The sequence below is a fragment of the Actinokineospora auranticolor genome, assembly GCF_041897805.1.
GTDB lineage: Bacteria > Actinomycetota > Actinomycetes > Mycobacteriales > Pseudonocardiaceae > Actinokineospora > Actinokineospora auranticolor.
Genome location: NZ_CP154825.1, coordinates 244,772 through 262,456, shown reverse-complemented (window position 1 = coordinate 262,456; position 17,685 = coordinate 244,772). Strand labels below are relative to the sequence as shown.

The 17,685-nt window shown below is 69.5% G+C and carries 18 protein-coding genes; 11 read left to right on the top strand and 7 right to left on the bottom strand.

Features of this window, described 5'->3' with window-relative positions; all coding sequences use genetic code 11:
• Nucleotides 1–2: 2 nt before the first annotated feature.
• The gene (locus V5P93_RS01330; protein WP_245931475.1) at nt 3–494 is read right to left on the bottom strand and encodes an NUDIX hydrolase; all 492 of its coding nucleotides are present in this window, start codon (nt 492–494) and stop codon (nt 3–5) included.
• Between the two features lie 448 nt (nt 495–942).
• On the opposite strand from V5P93_RS01330, the gene V5P93_RS01325 reads away from it, so the two are divergent.
• From V5P93_RS01325 to V5P93_RS01295, 7 genes are all read left to right on the top strand, one after another.
• Nucleotides 943–1,308, top strand: a complete 366-nt coding sequence (locus V5P93_RS01325) for a hypothetical protein (RefSeq protein WP_146108168.1) — start codon at nt 943–945, stop codon at nt 1,306–1,308.
• Nucleotides 1,309–1,755: 447 nt separating this feature from the next.
• Nucleotides 1,756–2,169, top strand: a complete 414-nt coding sequence (locus tag V5P93_RS01320; RefSeq protein WP_104480824.1) for a hypothetical protein — start codon at nt 1,756–1,758, stop codon at nt 2,167–2,169.
• The gene (locus tag V5P93_RS01315) at nt 2,159–2,680 is read left to right on the top strand and encodes a helix-turn-helix transcriptional regulator (protein ID WP_146108169.1); all 522 of its coding nucleotides are present in this window, start codon (nt 2,159–2,161) and stop codon (nt 2,678–2,680) included. Before V5P93_RS01320 ends, V5P93_RS01315 begins: the two co-directional genes overlap by 11 nt.
• A gap of 1,059 nt (nt 2,681–3,739) precedes the next feature.
• Complete coding sequence (locus V5P93_RS01310) at nt 3,740–4,297, top strand: NADPH-dependent FMN reductase (RefSeq protein WP_104480826.1); 558 nt, start codon at nt 3,740–3,742, stop codon at nt 4,295–4,297.
• 78 nt (nt 4,298–4,375) lie between these two features.
• Nucleotides 4,376–6,217 carry a prolyl oligopeptidase family serine peptidase gene (locus tag V5P93_RS01305; protein WP_104480827.1) on the top strand — a complete coding sequence of 614 codons (1,842 nt, stop codon included), beginning with the start codon at nt 4,376–4,378 and terminating at the stop codon, nt 6,215–6,217.
• Nucleotides 6,218–6,280: 63 nt separating this feature from the next.
• Nucleotides 6,281–6,496 (top strand): DUF2945 domain-containing protein, encoded by a 216-nt coding sequence (locus tag V5P93_RS01300; RefSeq protein WP_104480828.1) that lies wholly within the window; start codon nt 6,281–6,283, stop codon nt 6,494–6,496.
• 125 nt (nt 6,497–6,621) lie between these two features.
• Nucleotides 6,622–7,269, top strand: a complete 648-nt coding sequence (locus V5P93_RS01295) for a hypothetical protein (protein ID WP_104480829.1) — start codon at nt 6,622–6,624, stop codon at nt 7,267–7,269.
• Between the two features lie 189 nt (nt 7,270–7,458).
• On the opposite strand, the gene V5P93_RS01290 is transcribed toward V5P93_RS01295, so the two are convergent.
• Complete coding sequence (locus tag V5P93_RS01290) at nt 7,459–8,145, bottom strand: hypothetical protein (protein WP_104480830.1); 687 nt, start codon at nt 8,143–8,145, stop codon at nt 7,459–7,461.
• 420 nt (nt 8,146–8,565) lie between these two features.
• Between V5P93_RS01290 and V5P93_RS01285 the strand changes: the two genes are divergently transcribed.
• Entirely contained in the window at nt 8,566–9,837 is a 1,272-nt protein-coding gene (locus tag V5P93_RS01285; protein WP_245931458.1) for an MFS transporter, read from the top strand.
• Here the strand turns inward: V5P93_RS01285 and V5P93_RS01280 are convergent.
• The 3 genes from V5P93_RS01280 to V5P93_RS01270 form a co-directional block, all read right to left on the bottom strand.
• The gene (locus tag V5P93_RS01280; protein WP_374065165.1) at nt 9,754–10,248 is read right to left on the bottom strand and encodes a hypothetical protein; all 495 of its coding nucleotides are present in this window, start codon (nt 10,246–10,248) and stop codon (nt 9,754–9,756) included. The two genes, V5P93_RS01285 and V5P93_RS01280, sit on opposite strands and share 84 nt — an antisense overlap.
• A 119-nt stretch (nt 10,249–10,367) precedes the next feature.
• A complete protein-coding gene (locus tag V5P93_RS01275) occupies nt 10,368–11,432 on the bottom strand; it encodes an aspartate-semialdehyde dehydrogenase (protein WP_104480832.1) in 1,065 nt (354 codons plus the stop codon).
• Nucleotides 11,432–12,697, bottom strand: coding sequence for an aspartate kinase (locus tag V5P93_RS01270; protein ID WP_104480833.1), 1,266 nt, complete (start codon nt 12,695–12,697; stop codon nt 11,432–11,434). Before V5P93_RS01270 ends, V5P93_RS01275 begins: the two co-directional genes overlap by 1 nt.
• Before the next feature lie 176 nt (nt 12,698–12,873).
• Here V5P93_RS01270 and V5P93_RS01265 point away from each other — a divergent pair, with 176 nt between their 5' ends.
• Together V5P93_RS01265 and V5P93_RS01260 are read left to right on the top strand one after the other, a co-directional pair.
• Complete coding sequence (locus tag V5P93_RS01265) at nt 12,874–14,085, top strand: hypothetical protein (protein ID WP_104480834.1); 1,212 nt, start codon at nt 12,874–12,876, stop codon at nt 14,083–14,085.
• Nucleotides 14,086–14,133: 48 nt separating this feature from the next.
• Nucleotides 14,134–14,754, top strand: coding sequence for a nitroreductase family protein (locus V5P93_RS01260; RefSeq protein ID WP_104480835.1), 621 nt, complete (start codon nt 14,134–14,136; stop codon nt 14,752–14,754).
• Nucleotides 14,755–14,757: 3 nt separating this feature from the next.
• On the opposite strand, the gene V5P93_RS01255 is transcribed toward V5P93_RS01260, so the two are convergent.
• Both V5P93_RS01255 and V5P93_RS01250 read right to left on the bottom strand, forming a co-directional pair.
• A complete protein-coding gene (locus V5P93_RS01255; protein WP_104480836.1) occupies nt 14,758–15,150 on the bottom strand; it encodes a hypothetical protein in 393 nt (130 codons plus the stop codon).
• A 9-nt stretch (nt 15,151–15,159) separates the two neighbouring features.
• Nucleotides 15,160–15,456 carry a hypothetical protein gene (locus V5P93_RS01250; protein WP_104480837.1) on the bottom strand — a complete coding sequence of 99 codons (297 nt, stop codon included), beginning with the start codon at nt 15,454–15,456 and terminating at the stop codon, nt 15,160–15,162.
• Nucleotides 15,457–15,706: 250 nt separating this feature from the next.
• Here V5P93_RS01250 and leuA point away from each other — a divergent pair, with 250 nt between their 5' ends.
• Nucleotides 15,707–17,497, top strand: a complete 1,791-nt coding sequence (leuA, locus tag V5P93_RS01245; protein ID WP_104480838.1) for a 2-isopropylmalate synthase — start codon at nt 15,707–15,709, stop codon at nt 17,495–17,497.
• Nucleotides 17,498–17,685 lie beyond the last annotated feature (188 nt).

Genomic DNA, 17,685 nt, shown 5'->3' with positions numbered 1-17,685 from the left:
ACCTAGAGCTGATACTCCGAGAGTACTGGTTGTCCAGCGTCGCAAAGCACCGTCCGACCTCGCTCGACAGCCGACTGCGCCGCGACGATGCGCCGATGCAGGGCAGGCGTGACCAGCTTGGACGCTTCGTCGACTGTGTACAGCCCGATGGAGCGAATCTCGGGGTCGACGACAGGCATGCGCCGGACCTCATCCTCGGTCACGAGACCGCCATCGAACACGAACGCCAGACCCTCGGGCATGACGCCTTGCGTAGGGATGTGGTCGACCACCAGCAGCGCACCTTGACGGCGAACGATGCCGACCTCCTCCTGAGCTTCCCGGCCTGCGGTCGCCCACGGCGCCTCCTCGGCGTCTGCCGTACCACCGGGGATCTCCCAATCATCCTTGTACGTCGGCTCGACCAGCAGCACCCGTCCCTGCTGGTCGTGAAACAGCACTCCAGCAGCCACTCTTTTCAAGGGCAGGGACCGGGCGTACTCGTCGTACGGCATGAGTTCCACAAGCTTGGAGGCTACCTGTCGCGGCCGTGACGCCTGTTCCCTGCTTCCGAGGCAGGGAACAGGCGGTCGTCTCGACTGAAACCCGGCTCGCAAGCTGTGTTCTCCCAGGTCAGCGCGGCCGATGCTGTGAAGACACCCCCGACAGACACGCTGCCAATGGCGGAGACAACATGGACTCGATAGTCACGAAGACCGCGTTGTGCTTTGGCCCTGCGATCGTCCTGATTCTCGCACTGGAGTTAATCGGAAGAGGTCTGGTTGCGCGAGCGAGGAAAAGCTTCCATGCCGCCGTCGAACGAGAGCGGGAGAGAGCCCGGGCCGAAGCACCTACGCAATTCATCCACCACGTCTCACTTCCGGTGAACTGCACACCACTCAAACCTCTCCCCCTACCCCCGTCTCGGCACCGAATAGTTCTGCGCGACCACCAGGGAAGCCGATGACAACCTCTGCGGCTATCACCAAAGAGCAAGCCATAGCTCGCTATCCAGCACTCGCCGCTCTTGCGGAAATTACGGAAGCTGGATGGACCTTTCGACCGATCTTCAATGAAGACAGTGAATTCTACGCCCTCGCCGGAACGCGGCACGTGCGACAGTACACCGACGCGTTGTGGATCTTCGATGAAAACAGCTTTCTAGCACTTCGCATCCTGGAAGACGAGATCGACTGCGGCCCGGTCTGGAAGTACGACAAAGGCAGTATTGCCGACGCCGTGTCAGCGTTATTGACTCTGCCCGAACCGGGTGAGCGTCTGGCGCCAAGCCTGGTGTTGCGGTCAAGCGGGCTGTGGACTCCAGGGTGATCGAAATCCTCAAGCGGTACAAACGGTAGTGTTCCTGAGGCAACCACCGTTCGGCAAGTTTGAGAAAATGAGACTCCGGCGGGCATGGGTCACCACAGCCCACCGGCATGTCGCCGGTCGTTAAACCGCAGGGCTATCGCGCTGCAAGCGATGGTCAGGTTCATGCGGCAAGGAAACCGAAGGCTCCGGCCTTCTGGGCGTGTTGACTTCACCTGCACACGGATGAATTCAGACACGAGGGGCGCCTCCGCTCTGTTGCCCTCCTGCGACCGGCGACCCACAAGCATGTTCAGAAGTTGACTCCAGCGTCGCACACAAAATGGGCTCGGACTCGCTCTCTGATCCCGTCTGCGGCATGTGCACGATCGCAGGCCAGTATGACCGGCCGGTCGCCATCCCCTCAATTGGCGATCGGCCGGTCTTCGTTTCGATCGAAGGTAGTGCCTAGTGCCTTTCTCTGATGAGTTCCACACGAAGGTGATCGCCGCGTGGCACGCACGCAAGTGGATCGAGTGCGATAGCGGACCTGGCCACTTTCAATTCCTGTACCCGCGTTCGTTCGGCGTGCTGTTGAGCGGGGAGCATCGCGTGTGGTTGGCCGATATCGGAGTTGAGACGTTGGACTGCGTCATTCGGCAGGGCCGGGGCGGTCGATTGACCGCTGAACTCAACCTCGCCGGGGTGACCAACGGGTGCGACTTGCACCGCAGAAGACAGATCACCAACCTGACCGTACGGAAGTACTCCCCGATGCGACTGTCATGGTACGAGCGGGAAGCGCGGGAGATCGACAGGGTTTCGCTTTCCCAGTGCGTCATGTTCGGCACCTGCCGAGAGGCGGTCTCGGTCGATGCCGAATGAGGCGCCGCGCCGGCCGATAGAGAACGCCGGGTTGGCGAAGGCACTAGGTTCGCTGTTGCGCACACGGCGCGAAGATCTCGGCTGGTCGCGGGGCACCTTGGTCGAGAAGATAGCCGACATGTTCCCGCGCACCGATGAGCTCCACGGGCAGACAATCGCAACATACGAACTGGGCATCCGGCGCATCACTTTGGATCGTTTCGTAGTAATATGCACTGCACTCGATCTTGATTCTGTCGAGACGTTGGCGCGCGGCTTGAGGCTTGCAGACTTCTTTTCATCGGATTCTTCTATCGCAATTTCCCTTGCAGCACTGGCCGCGTCAACCGACAAGAAGCTCCGCCCACTTTCTCAGTGGGCCACTGTGCAGTTGATTTCCAGCCCGGAAACCCAAATGGTAGAGCTGACGGTCGAGATGATTGAGAGCTTTGCGAAGATCTGCGCGGTCGATATCGAGAAACTCCGCTCTTTGCTGGATGCCGCGATGAAGAGCTACGCCAAGCGGCAGTGATGCCGCAGCCCTGACCGGAAACTGGTCACGCGGCGACGTCGCATGACCTCTCAGTCGGCAGTTGAACCGTCAGCTCCGCGGCGAAGCAAGGTCGCGCCCGCAGTGAACATCTGTTCGATCCGCAGTCGGCCGCGCGGCCCGAGATGTCACCCCTGTCACCCCTGTCACCTCCGATCGCGCGATGCCTTCTGCGTGCCAGACTGCGTGACAACGCAGGCGGTTCGGAGCGGACGAATACGAACGACGGCGAACAGTGACTTGGCGCTGACCTGCACAGACAGGCGGTCAGGCGGGACACGACATGGCTTCGGGACGAAGAGGTCGCAGGTTCAAATCCTGTCACCCCGACGGTCGACTTGGGCGGCTCTTATCCACGGAAAGCGTGGATGGGAGTCGCCCTTTGTCGTATCTGGGGGGCGACCCCCAGACCCCCACGGTGCGGTGGGCGCGTAACGCGCGGAGCTTGCGTAGCGCGTGTAGCGACTGGGCGGGGTGGACAGATGGCCGGGGCGGGGCGGCTTGGTGGGTGGGAAGCCAGCGGGAGCGGAGCAGCTGGCGGGGTGAGGTGCCCTGGCGGGGCGGAGTGGCTTGGCTGGGTGGACAGATGGCGGGGCGGGGAGGCTTGGCGGGGTGGGAAGCCAGCGGGAGCGGAGTGGCTTGGTGGGGTGAGTTGCCCTGGCGACTGAGGGAAGCGGCTCGGCAGGGGAAGCGGCTTTGCGGTTGGGGAAAGCGGCTTGGTGGTGGAGGACTGGCTTGGTGGCGAAGGACTGGCTTGGTGGGTTGTTGCCGGTAGGACGTTGGGGATGGCTGTTGGGTGAGTTGGTTGTTCGTGGATGAGTGCGGTTGTTTTGTTGTGGGGCTTGGGGATGGCGGTGGGGCAAGTGGGTTGAGTGGGGGCTGTAGGTGGTTGATGGGTGCGGGTGGGTAGGGGGAGGATTTCTGGTTCCTGGATGACGTGGAAGTCGTGAGTGTGGGGTGAGGGGGACCACCTGGTGGGAGCTGGACCTCCAGCGCGGTCGAGGTCGTACCGTCGGGGGGAAGCGGTGGAAGGATGGTCTGGTGACGGTCTCTGTTGTGGGTATCGGCGGGTCGCTGCGGGCGGATTCGCAGTCTGAGCGTGCGTTGCGGGTTGTGCTTGAGGGGGCGGCCGAGGCGGGGGCCAAGACGACGTCGCTGTCCGGCAACGACCTTGTCCTGCCGTTCTACGACCCGGCCGTTACCGACCGGACGGACGCGGCTCGGCGGCTGATCGACGAGCTGCGGGAGGCCGACGGGGTCATCCTCGTCTCCCCCGGCTACCACGGCACCGTGTCGGGCCTGGTCAAGAACGCCCTGGACTACGTCGAGGACCTGCGCACCGACGAGCGGGTCTACCTCGAGGGCCGCGCCGTCGGCTGCGTCGGCACCGCTGCCGGCTGGCAGGCCGCCGTGAACACGCTCACCGCGTTGCGGTCTGTGACCCACGCGTTGCGGGGGTGGCCTACGCCGTTGGGGTCGGCGATCAACAGCCTGGAGGCCAAGTTCGACGAGTCCGGGGAGTGCTCCGTCCCCGGCGTCACCACCACCCTGCGCACCATCGGCATCCAGGTGGTCGAGTTCGCCATCGTCCGTTCGTGACCCGCTGAGCCGAGCGGGTGCACGCGCCCCCTCGATCAGCGCACGACGCGGCCCGGCGGGCCTGGCAGGATCGGCGGGGTGACCACTCACCCTGTCGCCGAAGTCCCGGATCGCCTGTTCGCCGACGACGAGGCCGAGGCGCGCTGGCGGGCGCGCTTCCACGCCGCGCGGGTCTCGCTGCCCGACTGGGCCCTGGAGGCACCCGACCGCACCGTCTACGTCTCCAACGCCAGCGGCGTCTGGGAGGTCTACGCCTGGGACCGCGCCACCGACACCCACCGGCAGGTCACCGACCGCCCCAACGGCACCCTGCACGCCACCGTCACCCCCGACGGCGAGCGGATCCTGTGGTTCAACGACACCGACGGCGACGAGTTCGGCGACTGGATGGCCGAACCCTTCGCCGGGCGGCCGGTCCACTCCGAGCCGGAACCCGCCGTGCCCGGCGCCAAGCGCGGGTACCCGGCGGGCCTGGCGTACGGGGACGCCATCCGGGTGGCGGGCGTCGCCGACGACGACGGCACCACCATCTACCTCGCCCGCGGCGAGGCCGACGCCGAGGTGATCTACCAGAACGAGCACGACGGCGGCGTGGCCGCGCTCTCCCACGACGAGACCCTGCTGGCCATCGCGCACTCCGAGCACGGCGACAACCGCCACCCGGCGCTGCGCGTGCTGGCGGTGGCCGACGGGTCGACCGTGGCCGAGAAGTGGGACGGCAAGGGCAAGGGGCTCACCGGCATCGCGTTCAGCCCGGTCGCGGGCGACCAGCGGCTGCTGGTGCTGCACGAGCGCCGGGGCCGCGAGGAACTGCTGATCTGGGACGTCGCCGCGGACACCGAGCGGGAGATCACCCTCGACCTGCCGGGCGAAGTCGAGGCCGACTGGTACACCGACGGCACCGCGCTGCTCGTCGCGCACACCCACGAGGCCCGCAACACCCTGCACCGCTACGACATCGCCACCGCCGAACTCTCCACTTTGAACACTCCACCCGGGACGATCGGGTCGGCGCACACGCGCCCCGACGGCACCGTGGAGTACTCGTGGTCCAACGCCGCCGAGCCGTCCGCCGTGCGCGCGCTGTTCGACGACGGCACCGACCGCGTCCTGCTCACCCCGCCGGGCGACCGCGCCCCGTCCAGCGCCCCGCTGGTCGACGCCTTCGTCGAGACCGCGCACGGCCGGGTGCACGCCTTGGTCGCCCGGCCCGTCGGCGCCCCGGACGGCCCGCTACCCACCGTGTTCAGCCTGCACGGCGGCCCGCACGCCGCCGACGAGGACCGCTTCTCCGCGTACCGCGCGCTGTGGGTCGACGCCGGGTTCGCCGTCGTGCACGTCAACTACCGCGGCTCCACCGGCTACGGCTCGGCCTGGCGCGACGCGATCGAGGGCCGACCCGGCCTGACGGAGCTCGACGACGTGCGCGCGGTGCACACCTGGGCCGTCGAGTCCGGCCTGGCCGACCCGGCGCGCTGCGTGGTCAACGGCGCGTCCTGGGGCGGCTACCTGACCCTGCTCGCCCTCGGCACCCAGCCCGACCTGTGGGCGGCGGGCGTGGCGGGTGTGCCGGTCGCCGACTACCTCGCCGCGTACGAGGACGAGATGGAGCCGCTGCGCGCCTTCGACCGCGCCCTCTTCGGCGGCTCCCCCGCCGAGGTCGGCGACCGGTACGCGGAGTGCTCGCCGATCACCTACGTCGACCAGGTGCGCGCGCCCGTGCTGGTGCTGGCGGGCGAGAACGACCCGCGCTGCCCGATCCGGCAGATCGACAACTACCTCGACCGGCTGGCGGCCCGCGAGCAGCACTACGAGGTCTACCGCTACGACGCGGGCCACGGCTCGCTGGTCGTCGCGGAGACGATCAAGCAGTCGCTGCTGGAAGTGCACTTCGCCCTGCGGGTGCTCGGGCTCCGCTGACCGCGCCTGTTCTCCCGCCGGGTGGGTACCCGGCGGGAGAACGGGACAGGAGAGGAAGACGTGATGCCGAAGTTCCGCAAGGGCACTCGGGTGATGTGGAAGTGGGGCACGCACTGGGCCGAGGCGGTGGTGGTCTCGTCGCACGACGAGCCGGTGCGGCGCATGCTGAAGGGTTCGCTGATCACGCGCAACGGCACTGCGGACAATCCCGCGTACGTACTTGAGCAAGACAACGGCACGCACGTGCTCAAGCTGCACAGCGAGCTGTCGAAGGCCTGACCGAAAGGCGCATATCCGCAGGTCAGTGCCACTACGACAATCGGGCGACAGCACCTCTCGATCGAACATATGTGTCATACCCCCGGGGTAAAATTCAGGGGTACACGATCGAGGGGAGAGCCCGCATGAGCGTCGAGTCGATCATGGAATCGGGGACCGTGACGGCCACCGCGTCGTCCTTCGTGGAGTACGCGGCCGGGGGGCGCAGGCGGCGCACGGAGATCGTGACCGCCGCGCACGAGCGGGAGGACGAACCCGAGCACTACGGGCGCGTGTTCTACGTGCCGATCCTGCGCGCGATCCGGGCCGCGGCGCGCTCGGACGACCCGGCCGCGGTGCTCGCCGAGGCCACGGCGGCGGCCGAGCTGAACGGCCAGCCGCGCGCGTTCGCCGAGGTGTCCGACGGCTTCCTGGCCTGGTGGCGCGGCGCCCGCCGGACAGCGGTGCACTGCCGGTCCACGGTCGTGCGCGTCGGCGAGCTGAACGTCGCGGTCGCGCCGCACCTGGCCGTGCGCGACCGCGCGGGCGAGACGCACACGGTCCTGTTCCACCTAAAGGAAGCCCCGTTGACCCGCGACGCCGCCAACGCGGCGCTGCGCCTGATGGCCGTGTGCGCGGGCGACCTGCTCCCCGGCGCGCACCCCCTGGTCGTCGACCTCCGGCGGGCGCGGGAATACCGGCTCCCGCGCAACACGAACACCACCACGCTGGACGCCTGGCTGACCGCGGAGGCTTCCGCCTACACCACGCACTGGCACACGACCGCGCCGTGATGCACTATCTCCCGCAAGAATTCCACCACTAGCCGATCGTTCCCACCGAACCCGATCCGAACATGAGCAGGGCCGGTAATCCGATCCGGGGCGAGGATCGGATTACCGGCCCTTTGTGGCCGTTATTGGCACACGGGCACTACGCGGGAATTGCCATCAGCACAGGTACTGCTCACAGGTACTGCGAAATCACTTGCCGCCACCGAGCAGGCCACCGACGAGCGGCAGGCCACCCAGCAGACCACCGAGCAGGTTGCCGCCCGGCAGGCCGCTCAGCAGGCCGCCGAGGCCACCGAGGCCACCGGTCGCGCCACCGGCCGCACCGGTCACACCACCGGTCGCGCCGCCCAGGCTGCCCAGCAGACCGCCGACGACCGGCAGGCCACCGAGGACGCTGGTCAGGCCACCCAGGCCGCCCAGCGGGGAACCGCCGCCGGCCAGCCCGCCCAGCAGACCGGTCAACAGGTTGGACACGGCCTGCAGCAGGCCGCTCAGCGGGTTGCCGCCACCGAGCAGGCCGCCGACGACCGGCAGGCCACCGGCCGCGCCACCGGTCACGCCGCCGAGCAGACTGCTGATGTCGGGAATCGGCAGGCCACCCAGACCCGGCAGGGCCTGCTGCACCTGGGCGAGCTTCGCGTCGGCCTCAGCAGCCCTCGGGTCGGCTGTCTGCTGCAACGTGGTGCGCAAATCGTTGATCGCGGTGCGTACGCCCGCGAGGTCCTGGGTGTCGACAGCCTGCTTCAACTGGCTGTCGACGGTTGCGATCCGCTCGACGGGGTCCGTCGCAGTTTCCGCCTGTGCCATTCCGGCACCACCGAGCGCGAGAAGGCTACCCGCGACGGACGCGGCGACGAAACGAGCGATCTTGTTCATCGGGTTTCTCCTTGTCGGTTGTCCATGTAGGTGGACGACCAACTCAGTACCGGGGAAATATGGTCAATTCCATTCGGCCCGGCTGCGGTGACCGAATCCGAAATCGCTGCGTTAGCGGTTTAAATGGGCCGCGACGAACGCGAGAGTGACTCCGGTGACGCTGGTGTCACGGCACGTGACCGACCCCGAGAAGCCGCGCGCGGTATGCCCCGACCGATGAGCGGATGTCCCACGACCGGGCGGCAAAGCCCGGGCTCGGCCGGTCGGGTGATAGCCCGGCCCGCAAACGTCCCATGTCCCACCAGCGCCGGGATGCGGGCGCCGCCCGTTCCGGTCCTCCGTGGACGGGTGGCGGCACCCGGGTCCGTTTCCTGGAGCGAGTCCAGGAACACATGGGATAATGGGTTGACCAGGACGCCGGTGTCGGGTCCCATCAACGGCATGCAGCAGTACCGCCGGATGCTCGGCCTCCCCGGCGTGCGGACGCTGGTGATCCTGATGTTCTTCGCCCGCATCCCGCTCTCGGCCGCGAGCATCGTGCTCACCCTGCACGTGGCCGTCGGCCTCGGTCGCGGCTACGGCGACGCGGGCCTGGTCGGCATGGCCGCCACCATCGGCATCGCGGTGGGCGCGCCGCTGATGGGCATGGCCTTCGACCGCTACGGGCTGCGCCCGATCGTGCTGGCCGCGACCGTGGTCGAGACGGCCTTCTGGACCACCGCGCCGCACCTGCCGTACCCGGTGCTGCTGCCGGTGGCCTTCGTCGGCGGCCTGCTCGCGCTGCCGGTCATGTCGATCGGCAGGCAGGCGGTGGCCGCCCTGGTCCCCGAGCCGATGCGGCGCTCGGCGTACTCGCTGGACTCGATCTCGGTGGAGCTCAGCTTCATGATCGGCCCCGCCGTGGCGGTGCTGCTGACCACCCGGTTCTCGACCACCACGGCCGCGACCGCGCTCGGCTGCGGGGTGGCGGCGGTGGGGTTGGCGCTGGCCGCGGTGAACCCCAAGGTGCGGGCCGAGCACGAGGAGCAGCAGGGCGGGCCCCGGCTGTCCCGGCGGCAGTGGCTGACCCCGGAGCTGATCCGGGTGTTCGCCGTCGGCGGCAGCGCGGTGTTCGTCCTGGCGGGCATCGACGTGACCATGGTGGCCGCGCTGCGGGCCCACGGTGAACTCGACTGGGCCGGACTGCTGATCGCGGTCATCTGCACCGCGTCCGCCGTGGGTGGGCTGGTGCACGGTGTGGTGAAGCGGTCGCTGCCGCAGGTCGTGCTGATGGCGTTGCTGGGCGCGCTGACCATCCCGGTAGGACTGTTCGTCGGCCAGTGGTGGGTGCTGGCGCTGGCCCTGATCCCCTGCTGCGTCATGTGCGCCCCCACGATCGCGGCCACCGGGGAGGAGGTCGCGCGCCTCGCACCACCCGCCGCCCGGGGCGAGGCGACCGGGCTCCAGAGTTCCGCCCTGACCCTGGGTGGCGCGGCGGGCGCGCCGGTGGTCGGGTTCGTGGTCGACCACTCGTCCCCCGGCTGGGGGTTCGCCATGGCGGGCGCGGGCGGGCTGCTGATCGCCCTCGTCGCCACCGTCCTCGGCGCCGTCGTGGCGCGGCCGCGCGGGTCAGTCGAGGCAGCGGACGGAGACCAGCAGGCGCAGGTTGTCGACGCCCGCCTCCGGGACACCGCGGACGTCGAGCAGGGCTAGCTCAACCTGCTGCGGGGCGGTCCGCGCCACCAGGCACTCCGGCCTGCCGCCGCGCGTCACCCCGTCGCGGTCGACCCACATCGGGTTGTCGAGCGGGTACTCCGCGGAGGTCGCGAACCCGCCGCGCGCGAACCGGAAGACACCGCGCTCCGCGTCCACCCGCACGGCTGTCCCCCGCACCGGCGTCGGTTCCGGCAGGCGCGCGGGCACGGCCTCGGCGACCCGGTTCATCGCGATGACGGTCAGGCCCAGCGCGGCCGCCGCCAACCACGGGCGGCGGCGGTCGTGCCGGGTGTGCTCGGCTTCGCACAACCCGCAACGCCGCACCGCCCCGACTCGCGCGACCCCTAGTTGGAGTCCCACGAGGACAAGCAACAACCCGACTACGACCGCGACAAGCCCACCCGACACGTCCGCCCCCCGTCCGCTGCCGACCCGCGCGGCCGACCCGGTCAGAGGATTCCGCACGACGACGACGGCCGGTGCCGAATGGGATCACCCACCCGGCACCGGCCGTCGGTCGACGCGGTCTAGAGGGTCTTGGCCAGGGACTCCGCGATCTCGTACGTGTTGAGGGCGGCGCCCTTGCGGAGGTTGTCGCCGCACACGAAGAAGTCGAGGGTGTTCGGGAAGTCCAGGGCCTGGCGGACGCGGCCGACGTAGGTCGGGTCGCCGCCGACGACGTCGGCGGGGGTCGGGAACTCGCCCGCCTCGGGGTTGTCCACCAGCACGATCGAGGGCTGGGCCGCGAGGATCTCGTGCGCCTGCGCGACGGTCACCGGGTTGGCGAAGGTCGCGTGCACGGCCAGCGAGTGGGTGGTGACCACGGGGACGCGGACGCAGGTGGCCGAGACCTTCAGGTCCGGGATGCCGAGGATCTTGCGGGACTCGTTGCGGACCTTGAGCTCCTCGCTGTTCCACCCGTCGGCCTTGAGCGAGCCCGCCCACGGCACCACGTTGAGCGCCAGCGGCGCCGGGAACGGCGAGTCCTCCTGGGACAGCCCGGCGGCGGCCAGCGCCTCCCGGACGTCACCCGCGCGGACACCGACCTCCTTGCCCGCCACCGCCGCGTACTCGGCCTGGAGCCGGTCGATGCCTTCCTGACCGGCACCCGAGGCCGCCTGGTACGAGGACACCACCAACTCGCGCAGCTCGAACTCCCGGTGCAGCGCGCCGATGGCGGCCATCATCGACAGCGTCGTGCAGTTCGGGTTGGCGATGATGCCGCGTGGGCGGTCGGCCGCCTTGTCGTCGTTGACCTCCGGCACCACCAGGGGCACCTGGTCGTCCATTCGGAACGCACCGGAGTTGTCGACCGCGACGGCACCGCGCTCGGCGGCGATCGGCGCCCACTGGGCCGACACCTCGTCCGGCACGTCGAACATCGCCACGTCGACGCCGTCGAAGACCTCCGGCGCCAGCGCGAGGACGGTCAGCTCCTCCCCGCGCACCGTGATCTTCTTGCCCGCTGAGCGGGGGGAGGCGATGAGCCGCACCTCGCCCCACGGCCACTCGGTGCGGCCGTTGAAGATGTCGACCATGACGGTGCCCACCGCGCCGGTGGCGCCGACCAGGGCAAGAACAGGTCCGGGCATCAGAGACCACTCCCCGCGTAGACGACGGCCGCTTCCTCGCCGCCGAGTTCGAATGCCTCGTGGATGGCGCGCACGGCCTCGTCGAGCTGCGTGTCGCGGATCAGCACCGAGATGCGGATCTCCGAGGTGTTGATGATCTCGATGTTGACCCCGGCCTTGGCCAGCGCCTCGCAGAAGGTCGCGGTCACGCCGGGGTGCGAGCGCATGCCCGCACCCACCAGCGACACCTTGCCCACGTGGTCGTCGTAGAGGACGTGGGTGAAGCCCAGCTCCTCGCGGAGCTTCTCCAGCGCCGCGACCGCGGTGGGGCCGTTGCTCTTGGACAGGGTGAAGGTGATGTCGGTCTTGCCCGACACCGTGCTGGACACGTTCTGCAGCACCATGTCGATGTCGATCTCGGTGTCGGCCACCGTGCGGAAGATCCGCGCGGCGACACCCGCGGTGTCGGGCACGCCGACCACGGTCACCTTGGCCTCGGACCGGTCGTGCGCGACGCCGGTGATCATCGCCTGTTCCACGGTCAAGTCCTCCATTGACCCGGAGACGATCGTCCCCGGCTTCGTGCTGTACGACGAACGGACATGGATCGGCACGCCGTAGCGGCGCGCGTACTCGACGCAGCGGAGCATGAGCACCTTGGCCCCGCTCGCGGCCATCTCGAGCATCTCCTCGTAGGTGACCCGGTCGAGCTTCTTGGCGTCCGGGACGATCCGCGGGTCGGCGCTGTAGACGCCGTCGACGTCGGTGTAGATCTCGCAGACGTCGGCGCCGAGCGCGGCGGCCAGCGCGACGGCGGTGGTGTCCGAGCCGCCGCGGCCGAGCGTGGTGATGTCCTTGGTGTCCTGGCTGACGCCCTGGAACCCGGCCACCAGCACGATGTGCCCGAGGTCGAGCGCCTCCTGGACCCGGCTCGGGGTCACGTCGATGATCCGCGCCTTGCCGTGCGCGGAGGTGGTGATGACCCCCGCCTGCGAGCCGGAGAACGACCGCGCCTCGGCACCCAGCGCGCTGATCGCCATGGCCACCAGGGAGTTGGAGATCCGCTCACCCGCGGTGAGCAGCATGTCCATCTCGCGCTGCGGTGGTACCGGGTTGACCTGTTTGGCGAGGTCCAGCAGCTCGTCGGTGGTGTCCCCCATCGCGGAGCAGACCACCACCACGTCGTTCCCCGCCTTGCGCGTCGCGACGATGCGCTCGGCGACGCGTTTGATCCGTTCGGCGGTTTCGAGCGAGGATCCGCCGTACTTCTGGACGACGAGCGCCACTGGGTGCAACCTCCTCAGGCCGGATGCGCGTCCGGTCACGGTCCGGCCGACGCCGCATCGCCGCAGAGCGTACCTGCGCCACCGCGGTGCCCCCGCCGCTCTTGTGGCACCCGCCACTGCGCCACCCGACTAGGGTTGTGCGCCGAGCCAACCAACCAGTCGGGGGAGGACCGCCGGTGTCCGCCACGGACGTCACCAGTGCTGCGGCCGGGACCGCGGACGACGACGCGGAGTCCGCGCCGACCGGGGCGCGGGTCCGCTGGTCCCCCGCGCAGGCGCTGCGGTTGCTGACCCCCGCGCTGGTCTTCCTCGGGGTCCGGGAGATCGGGCTGCTCGGGCTGAGTTGGATGTCGGAGAAGAAAGGTGCCTCGGCGAGCGAGGCACTGCGCTCGTGGGACGGGCAGTGGTTCCTGTCCATCGCGGCGAACGGCTACGCGGGTGTGCCGGACCACCTCGTCGACGCGTTCGGCAGGCGCAGCCCCGAGACGCCGCTGGCCTTCTTCCCCGGGTACCCGACGCTGGTCGGCTGGGTCAACGACCTCGGCTTCGACCTGGTGCCCGCGGCGCTGGCGGTCACCATCGTGTTCGGCGTGGTGTGCGCCTACGGCCTGACCCGGCTCGGCGAGCTGGTGCCGGGTGGCGGCAGGCGCACCGGGCTGGCGCTGGTGGCGCTGTTCGCCGCGTCGCCGATGTCGATCGTGCTGTCGATGGCCTACTCGGAGGCGATGTTCTGCGCCTTCGCGATCTGGGCGCTGGTGTTCGTGCTGGAGCGGCAGTGGCTGGAGGCCGGGCTGGCCTGCGCGGTCGCGGGCCTGGTGCGGCCGACCGCCGCCGCGCTGATCCTCGCCGTCGGCCTGGCCGCGGTCGTGGCGGTCGTGCGGCGCCAGGACGGCTGGCGGCCGTGGGTGGGCGGGCTGGTGGCACCGCTCGGCCTGCTGGGCTACCTGGCCTGGGTCGGGTTCCAGACCGGCGAGTGGAACGGCTGGTTCGCGCTGCAGGAGCGCGGCTGGGACTCCGGCTTCGACGGCGGCAAGGCGACGGTCAAGTTCAGCGTCGACGTGCTCGGCGACGGTCGGTCGGTGCTGGAGGTGGCCACGGTCGCGCTGATCGTGGTGGCGCTGGTGCTGGTCGCGGTGGCGGTCCGGCAGCGGATGCCGTGGCCGGTGCTGGTCTACACGGTCGGCGTGCTGGTCATGGACCTGTGCTCGAACGGGCTGATGAACTCCAAGGTCCGGCTCATGGTGCCCGCGTTCGCGCTGCTCGTGCCGATCGCGATCGGCCTGGCCAAGCGGAAGACGTCGACCGCGGTGACCGCGCTGGCCGCCGTCGCGGTGACCGGGTCGTGGTTCGGTGCCTACGCGCTGACCGCCTGGGGCTACGCGATCTGACCCACCGCCCCGACGGCGGGTGATCCACAGCTCTGACAGCCTGGGGCCATGCGATCTGACTCACGCCGAGCCGTACAGCGGCCCGAGCCCCCCGCCGACCTCGACCCGCTGCTGCGCGACCGCTGGAGCCCGCGGGCGCTCGACCCGGACGGCGCGGTCACCGAGGCTGCCCTGGTGCGGATGCTGGAGGCGGCGCGCTGGGCGCCGTCGTACGGCAACACCCAGCCCGCCCGCTACCTCGTCGGTCCACGCGGGACGGACACCTTCGACCGGATCCTCGCCCTGCTGGTCCCGGGCAACCAGGCGTGGGCGCACAACGCCGGTGCGCTGGTCGTCGCCTGCGCCGAGACCGAGAACGACAAGGGCCCGGTGCCGTACGCGGAGTACGGCGTCGGTTTGGCCACCGAGAACCTCGTGCTCCAAGCGGTCGCCGAGGGCCTCGTCGCGCACCAGATGGCGGGCTTCGACGCGCCCGGCGTGACCGCCGCGTTCGACCTGCCCGCGACGATCCGGCCGCTGGTGGCCGTGGCCATCGGCGTGCTCGGCCCGGTGGAGCTGCTGCCGGAGGACCGGCGCGAGCGGGAACTGGCGCCACGGCACCGGATCCCGCTCGCCCAGACCGCGTTCACCGGCAGCTGGGGTCACCCGTTCGTCCCGGACAACCGGTAAGGCCTAGCCCAGTCGCCGGACCAGCCTGCTGACCACACTGGACACGGTGAGCCAGAACGCCGCGGCCAGGCTGTAGTTGACCAGAACGCCGAGCTTGCTGTCCGCGGGCGTGAAGAGGTTCTTGAACGCCAGGGAAAGCGGCTCGGCCAGTTCGCGCATCGCCGTGCTGATGGGGTTGTCCGGGTTGGCGTTGCCCATCACCAGCACGACGTGCACCACGATGACCAGGGCGATGAGCGAGCCCGCCCAGCGGACCAGCCGAGCCAGGAAACCGACCGCCGACGAGCGCAGTTCCGCGCCGCGGTGCCGGGTCCCGCTCGGCTGGTCCACAGTGGGCTCGGGCTCGGCCACCCCGGTCGGGCGGCGGGAGCGGCCCAGTGCCGCGCCGAAGACCACCGGTGCCGCCTAGCGCACGAGCCGCGCGACCAGGCTGGCGACGACCAGCCAGAACACCGCGGCCAAGCCGTAGTTGACCAGGACGTTGAGCGTGGGGTTGGCGATGGGGAACAGCCCGGGGAAGAACAGCGCGAGCGGTTCCGCCAGGGACTTGATGAACTGGACGAACGCGTTGCCCGCGTTCGCGCCGAGGACGACCAGTAGGATGTAGACGACCTCGATGATCGCGAAGAGCGCGCCGATGCCGGTGATGATCCGCGCGGCGGACCCACGGGTGCTGGTGCCGTGCCACCTCCGAGTAACCATGCTGGGAAAGTGCCCCTGACCTCGGGTGTCGTAACTGCTCCGAATGGCCCAACGCGATCACCGGTCCACCATGTGGACTTCTGATTCCACATCCATCCGCGCGTCGGTCTAGTCTGGCCTCGTGGCGCGCGTGCTCCTGCTTCTCCGCCGCGACGGGGTCTGACCAGACCGGCTCCCCGTCGCGGAGTTCGGTGTTGCCGCCGGTCGCCGTCCCCTGGACGAACCACCGACCACAACGGAGAACCCCGTCATGAGCAGCGACCCCGCGGCCATATCCACCTCCAGCAGGCTGCGCACCCCGACCCGCCCCGCGCCCGCCGACCAGGCGCCGTGGAACCCGCAGCGCGGCAGTTCGATGCCGGTGCACCGCTACCGCCCGTTCCACGAGCTGGTGGAGCCGATCGAGCTGGCCGACCGCACCTGGCCGAGCAAGCGCATCACCAAGGCACCGCTGTGGTGCGCGGTCGACCTGCGCGACGGCAACCAGGCGCTGATCGACCCGATGTCCCCGGCCCGCAAGCGCCGGATGTTCGACCTGCTGGTGCGCATGGGCTACAAGGAGATCGAGGTCGGGTTCCCGGCCGCGAGCCAGACCGACTTCGACTTCGTGCGCGAGATCATCACCGAGGGCGCGGTACCGGAGGACGTCCGCATCCAGGTGCTGACCCAGGCCCGCGCCGAGCTGATCGAGCGCACCTTCGAGTCGCTGGAGGGGGCGCACAGCGCGGTCGTGCACCTGTACAACTCCACCTCGATCCTGCAGCGGCGGGTGGTGTTCCGGCAGGACCGCGCGGGCATCAAGAAGATCGCCACCGACGGCGCGGAGACCGTGCTGGCCTTTGCCGAGAAGTACGGCGAGACCGACTTCCGGTTCGAGTACTCGCCGGAGTCCTACACGGGCACCGAGCTGTCCTACGCGGTCGAGGTCTGCGACGCGGTGGCCCAGGTGTGGCAGCCGACGCCGGAGCGGCCGATGATCGTCAACCTGCCCGCGACCGTGGAGATGGCGACGCCGAACGTCTACGCCGACTCCATCGAGTGGATGCACCGCAACCTGCCCAACCGCGAGTCGCTGATCCTGAGCCTGCACCCGCACAACGACCGCGGCACCGGTGTGGCCGCCGCCGAGCTGGGCTACCTGGCGGGCGCGGACCGGATCGAGGGCTGCCTGTTCGGCAACGGCGAGCGCACCGGCAACGTCGACCTGGTGACGCTGGGCATGAACCTGTTCAGCCAGGGCATCGACCCGCAGGTCGACTTCTCCGACATCGACGAGATCCGGCGCACGGTCGAGTACTGCAACCAGCTGCCGGTGGCCGAGCGCCACCCGTGGGGCGGCGACCTGGTGTTCACCGCGTTCTCCGGCAGCCACCAGGACGCGATCAACAAGGGCCTGGACGCGCTCGACGCGCAGGCCGAGGCGGCGGGTGTCCCGGTCGGCGAGCACCCGTGGGAGGTGCCGTACCTGCCGATCGACCCGAAGGACGTGGGCCGCTCGTACGAGGCGGTCATCCGGGTCAACTCGCAGTCCGGCAAGGGCGGCGTCGCCTACATCATGAAGACCGAGCACCAGCTGAAGCTGCCGCGCAGGCTGCAGATCGAGTTCTCCCAGGTCGTGCAGGCGGTCACCGACAGCGAGGGCGGCGAGGTCAGCCCCAAGGAGATGTGGGACGTCTTCGCCACCGAGTACCTGGACCGGGTCAGCCCGCTGCGGCTGCGCCGCAACAAGGTCTCCGCCGACGGCGACGGCCGCGACGAGATCAGCGCCACGGTCGAGGTGGAGGGCGAGGAGCACGACGTCACCGGCACCGGCAACGGGCCGATCGCGGCGTTCGTCGACGCGCTGGCCACCGTCGGGTTCGACGTGCGGGTGCTGGACTACTCCGAGCACGCCCTGACCTCCGGCGACGACGCCCGCGCGGCCGCGTACGTGGAGTGCGCGGTGGGCGGCAAGGTGCTGTGGGGCGTGGCCGTCGACAGCTCCATCGTCACCGCGTCGCTGCGCGCGGTGGTCTCCGCGGTGAACCGGGCCAACCGGTAGCGAGCACTCCCCAGCGGGCCCCGGGACGTCGAAGTCCCGGGGCCCGTTGTGCATTAACCAACATTTCCGGGAATCGTTGAAGATCCACTAAGGACAAATCCTGGACAACGGGTCGGTCACCACGCCGCTTCGTTAACACCTCGCTGCGGCTGCGCGATCGAGCAGGTGGCGACGGCGCACGGGCATTC

What these genes read in the sequence shown, in the direction of transcription:
- V5P93_RS01275 (WP_104480832.1), bottom strand. Translation starts at nt 11,432, where the DNA reads ATGCCCGGACCTGTTCTTGCCCTGGTCGGCGCCACCGGCGCGGTGGGC.
- V5P93_RS01315 (WP_146108169.1), top strand. Translation starts at nt 2,159, where the DNA reads ATGCCGAATGAGGCGCCGCGCCGGCCGATAGAGAACGCCGGGTTGGCG.
- V5P93_RS01325 (WP_146108168.1), top strand. Translation starts at nt 943, where the DNA reads ATGACAACCTCTGCGGCTATCACCAAAGAGCAAGCCATAGCTCGCTAT.
- leuA (WP_104480838.1), top strand. Translation starts at nt 15,707, where the DNA reads ATGAGCAGCGACCCCGCGGCCATATCCACCTCCAGCAGGCTGCGCACC.
- V5P93_RS01300 (WP_104480828.1), top strand. Translation starts at nt 6,281, where the DNA reads ATGCCGAAGTTCCGCAAGGGCACTCGGGTGATGTGGAAGTGGGGCACG.
- V5P93_RS01290 (WP_104480830.1), bottom strand. Translation starts at nt 8,145, where the DNA reads ATGAACAAGATCGCTCGTTTCGTCGCCGCGTCCGTCGCGGGTAGCCTT.
- V5P93_RS01330 (WP_245931475.1), bottom strand. Translation starts at nt 494, where the DNA reads ATGCCGTACGACGAGTACGCCCGGTCCCTGCCCTTGAAAAGAGTGGCT.
- V5P93_RS01260 (WP_104480835.1), top strand. Translation starts at nt 14,134, where the DNA reads ATGCGATCTGACTCACGCCGAGCCGTACAGCGGCCCGAGCCCCCCGCC.
- V5P93_RS01250 (WP_104480837.1), bottom strand. Translation starts at nt 15,456, where the DNA reads ATGGTTACTCGGAGGTGGCACGGCACCAGCACCCGTGGGTCCGCCGCG.
- V5P93_RS01295 (WP_104480829.1), top strand. Translation starts at nt 6,622, where the DNA reads ATGAGCGTCGAGTCGATCATGGAATCGGGGACCGTGACGGCCACCGCG.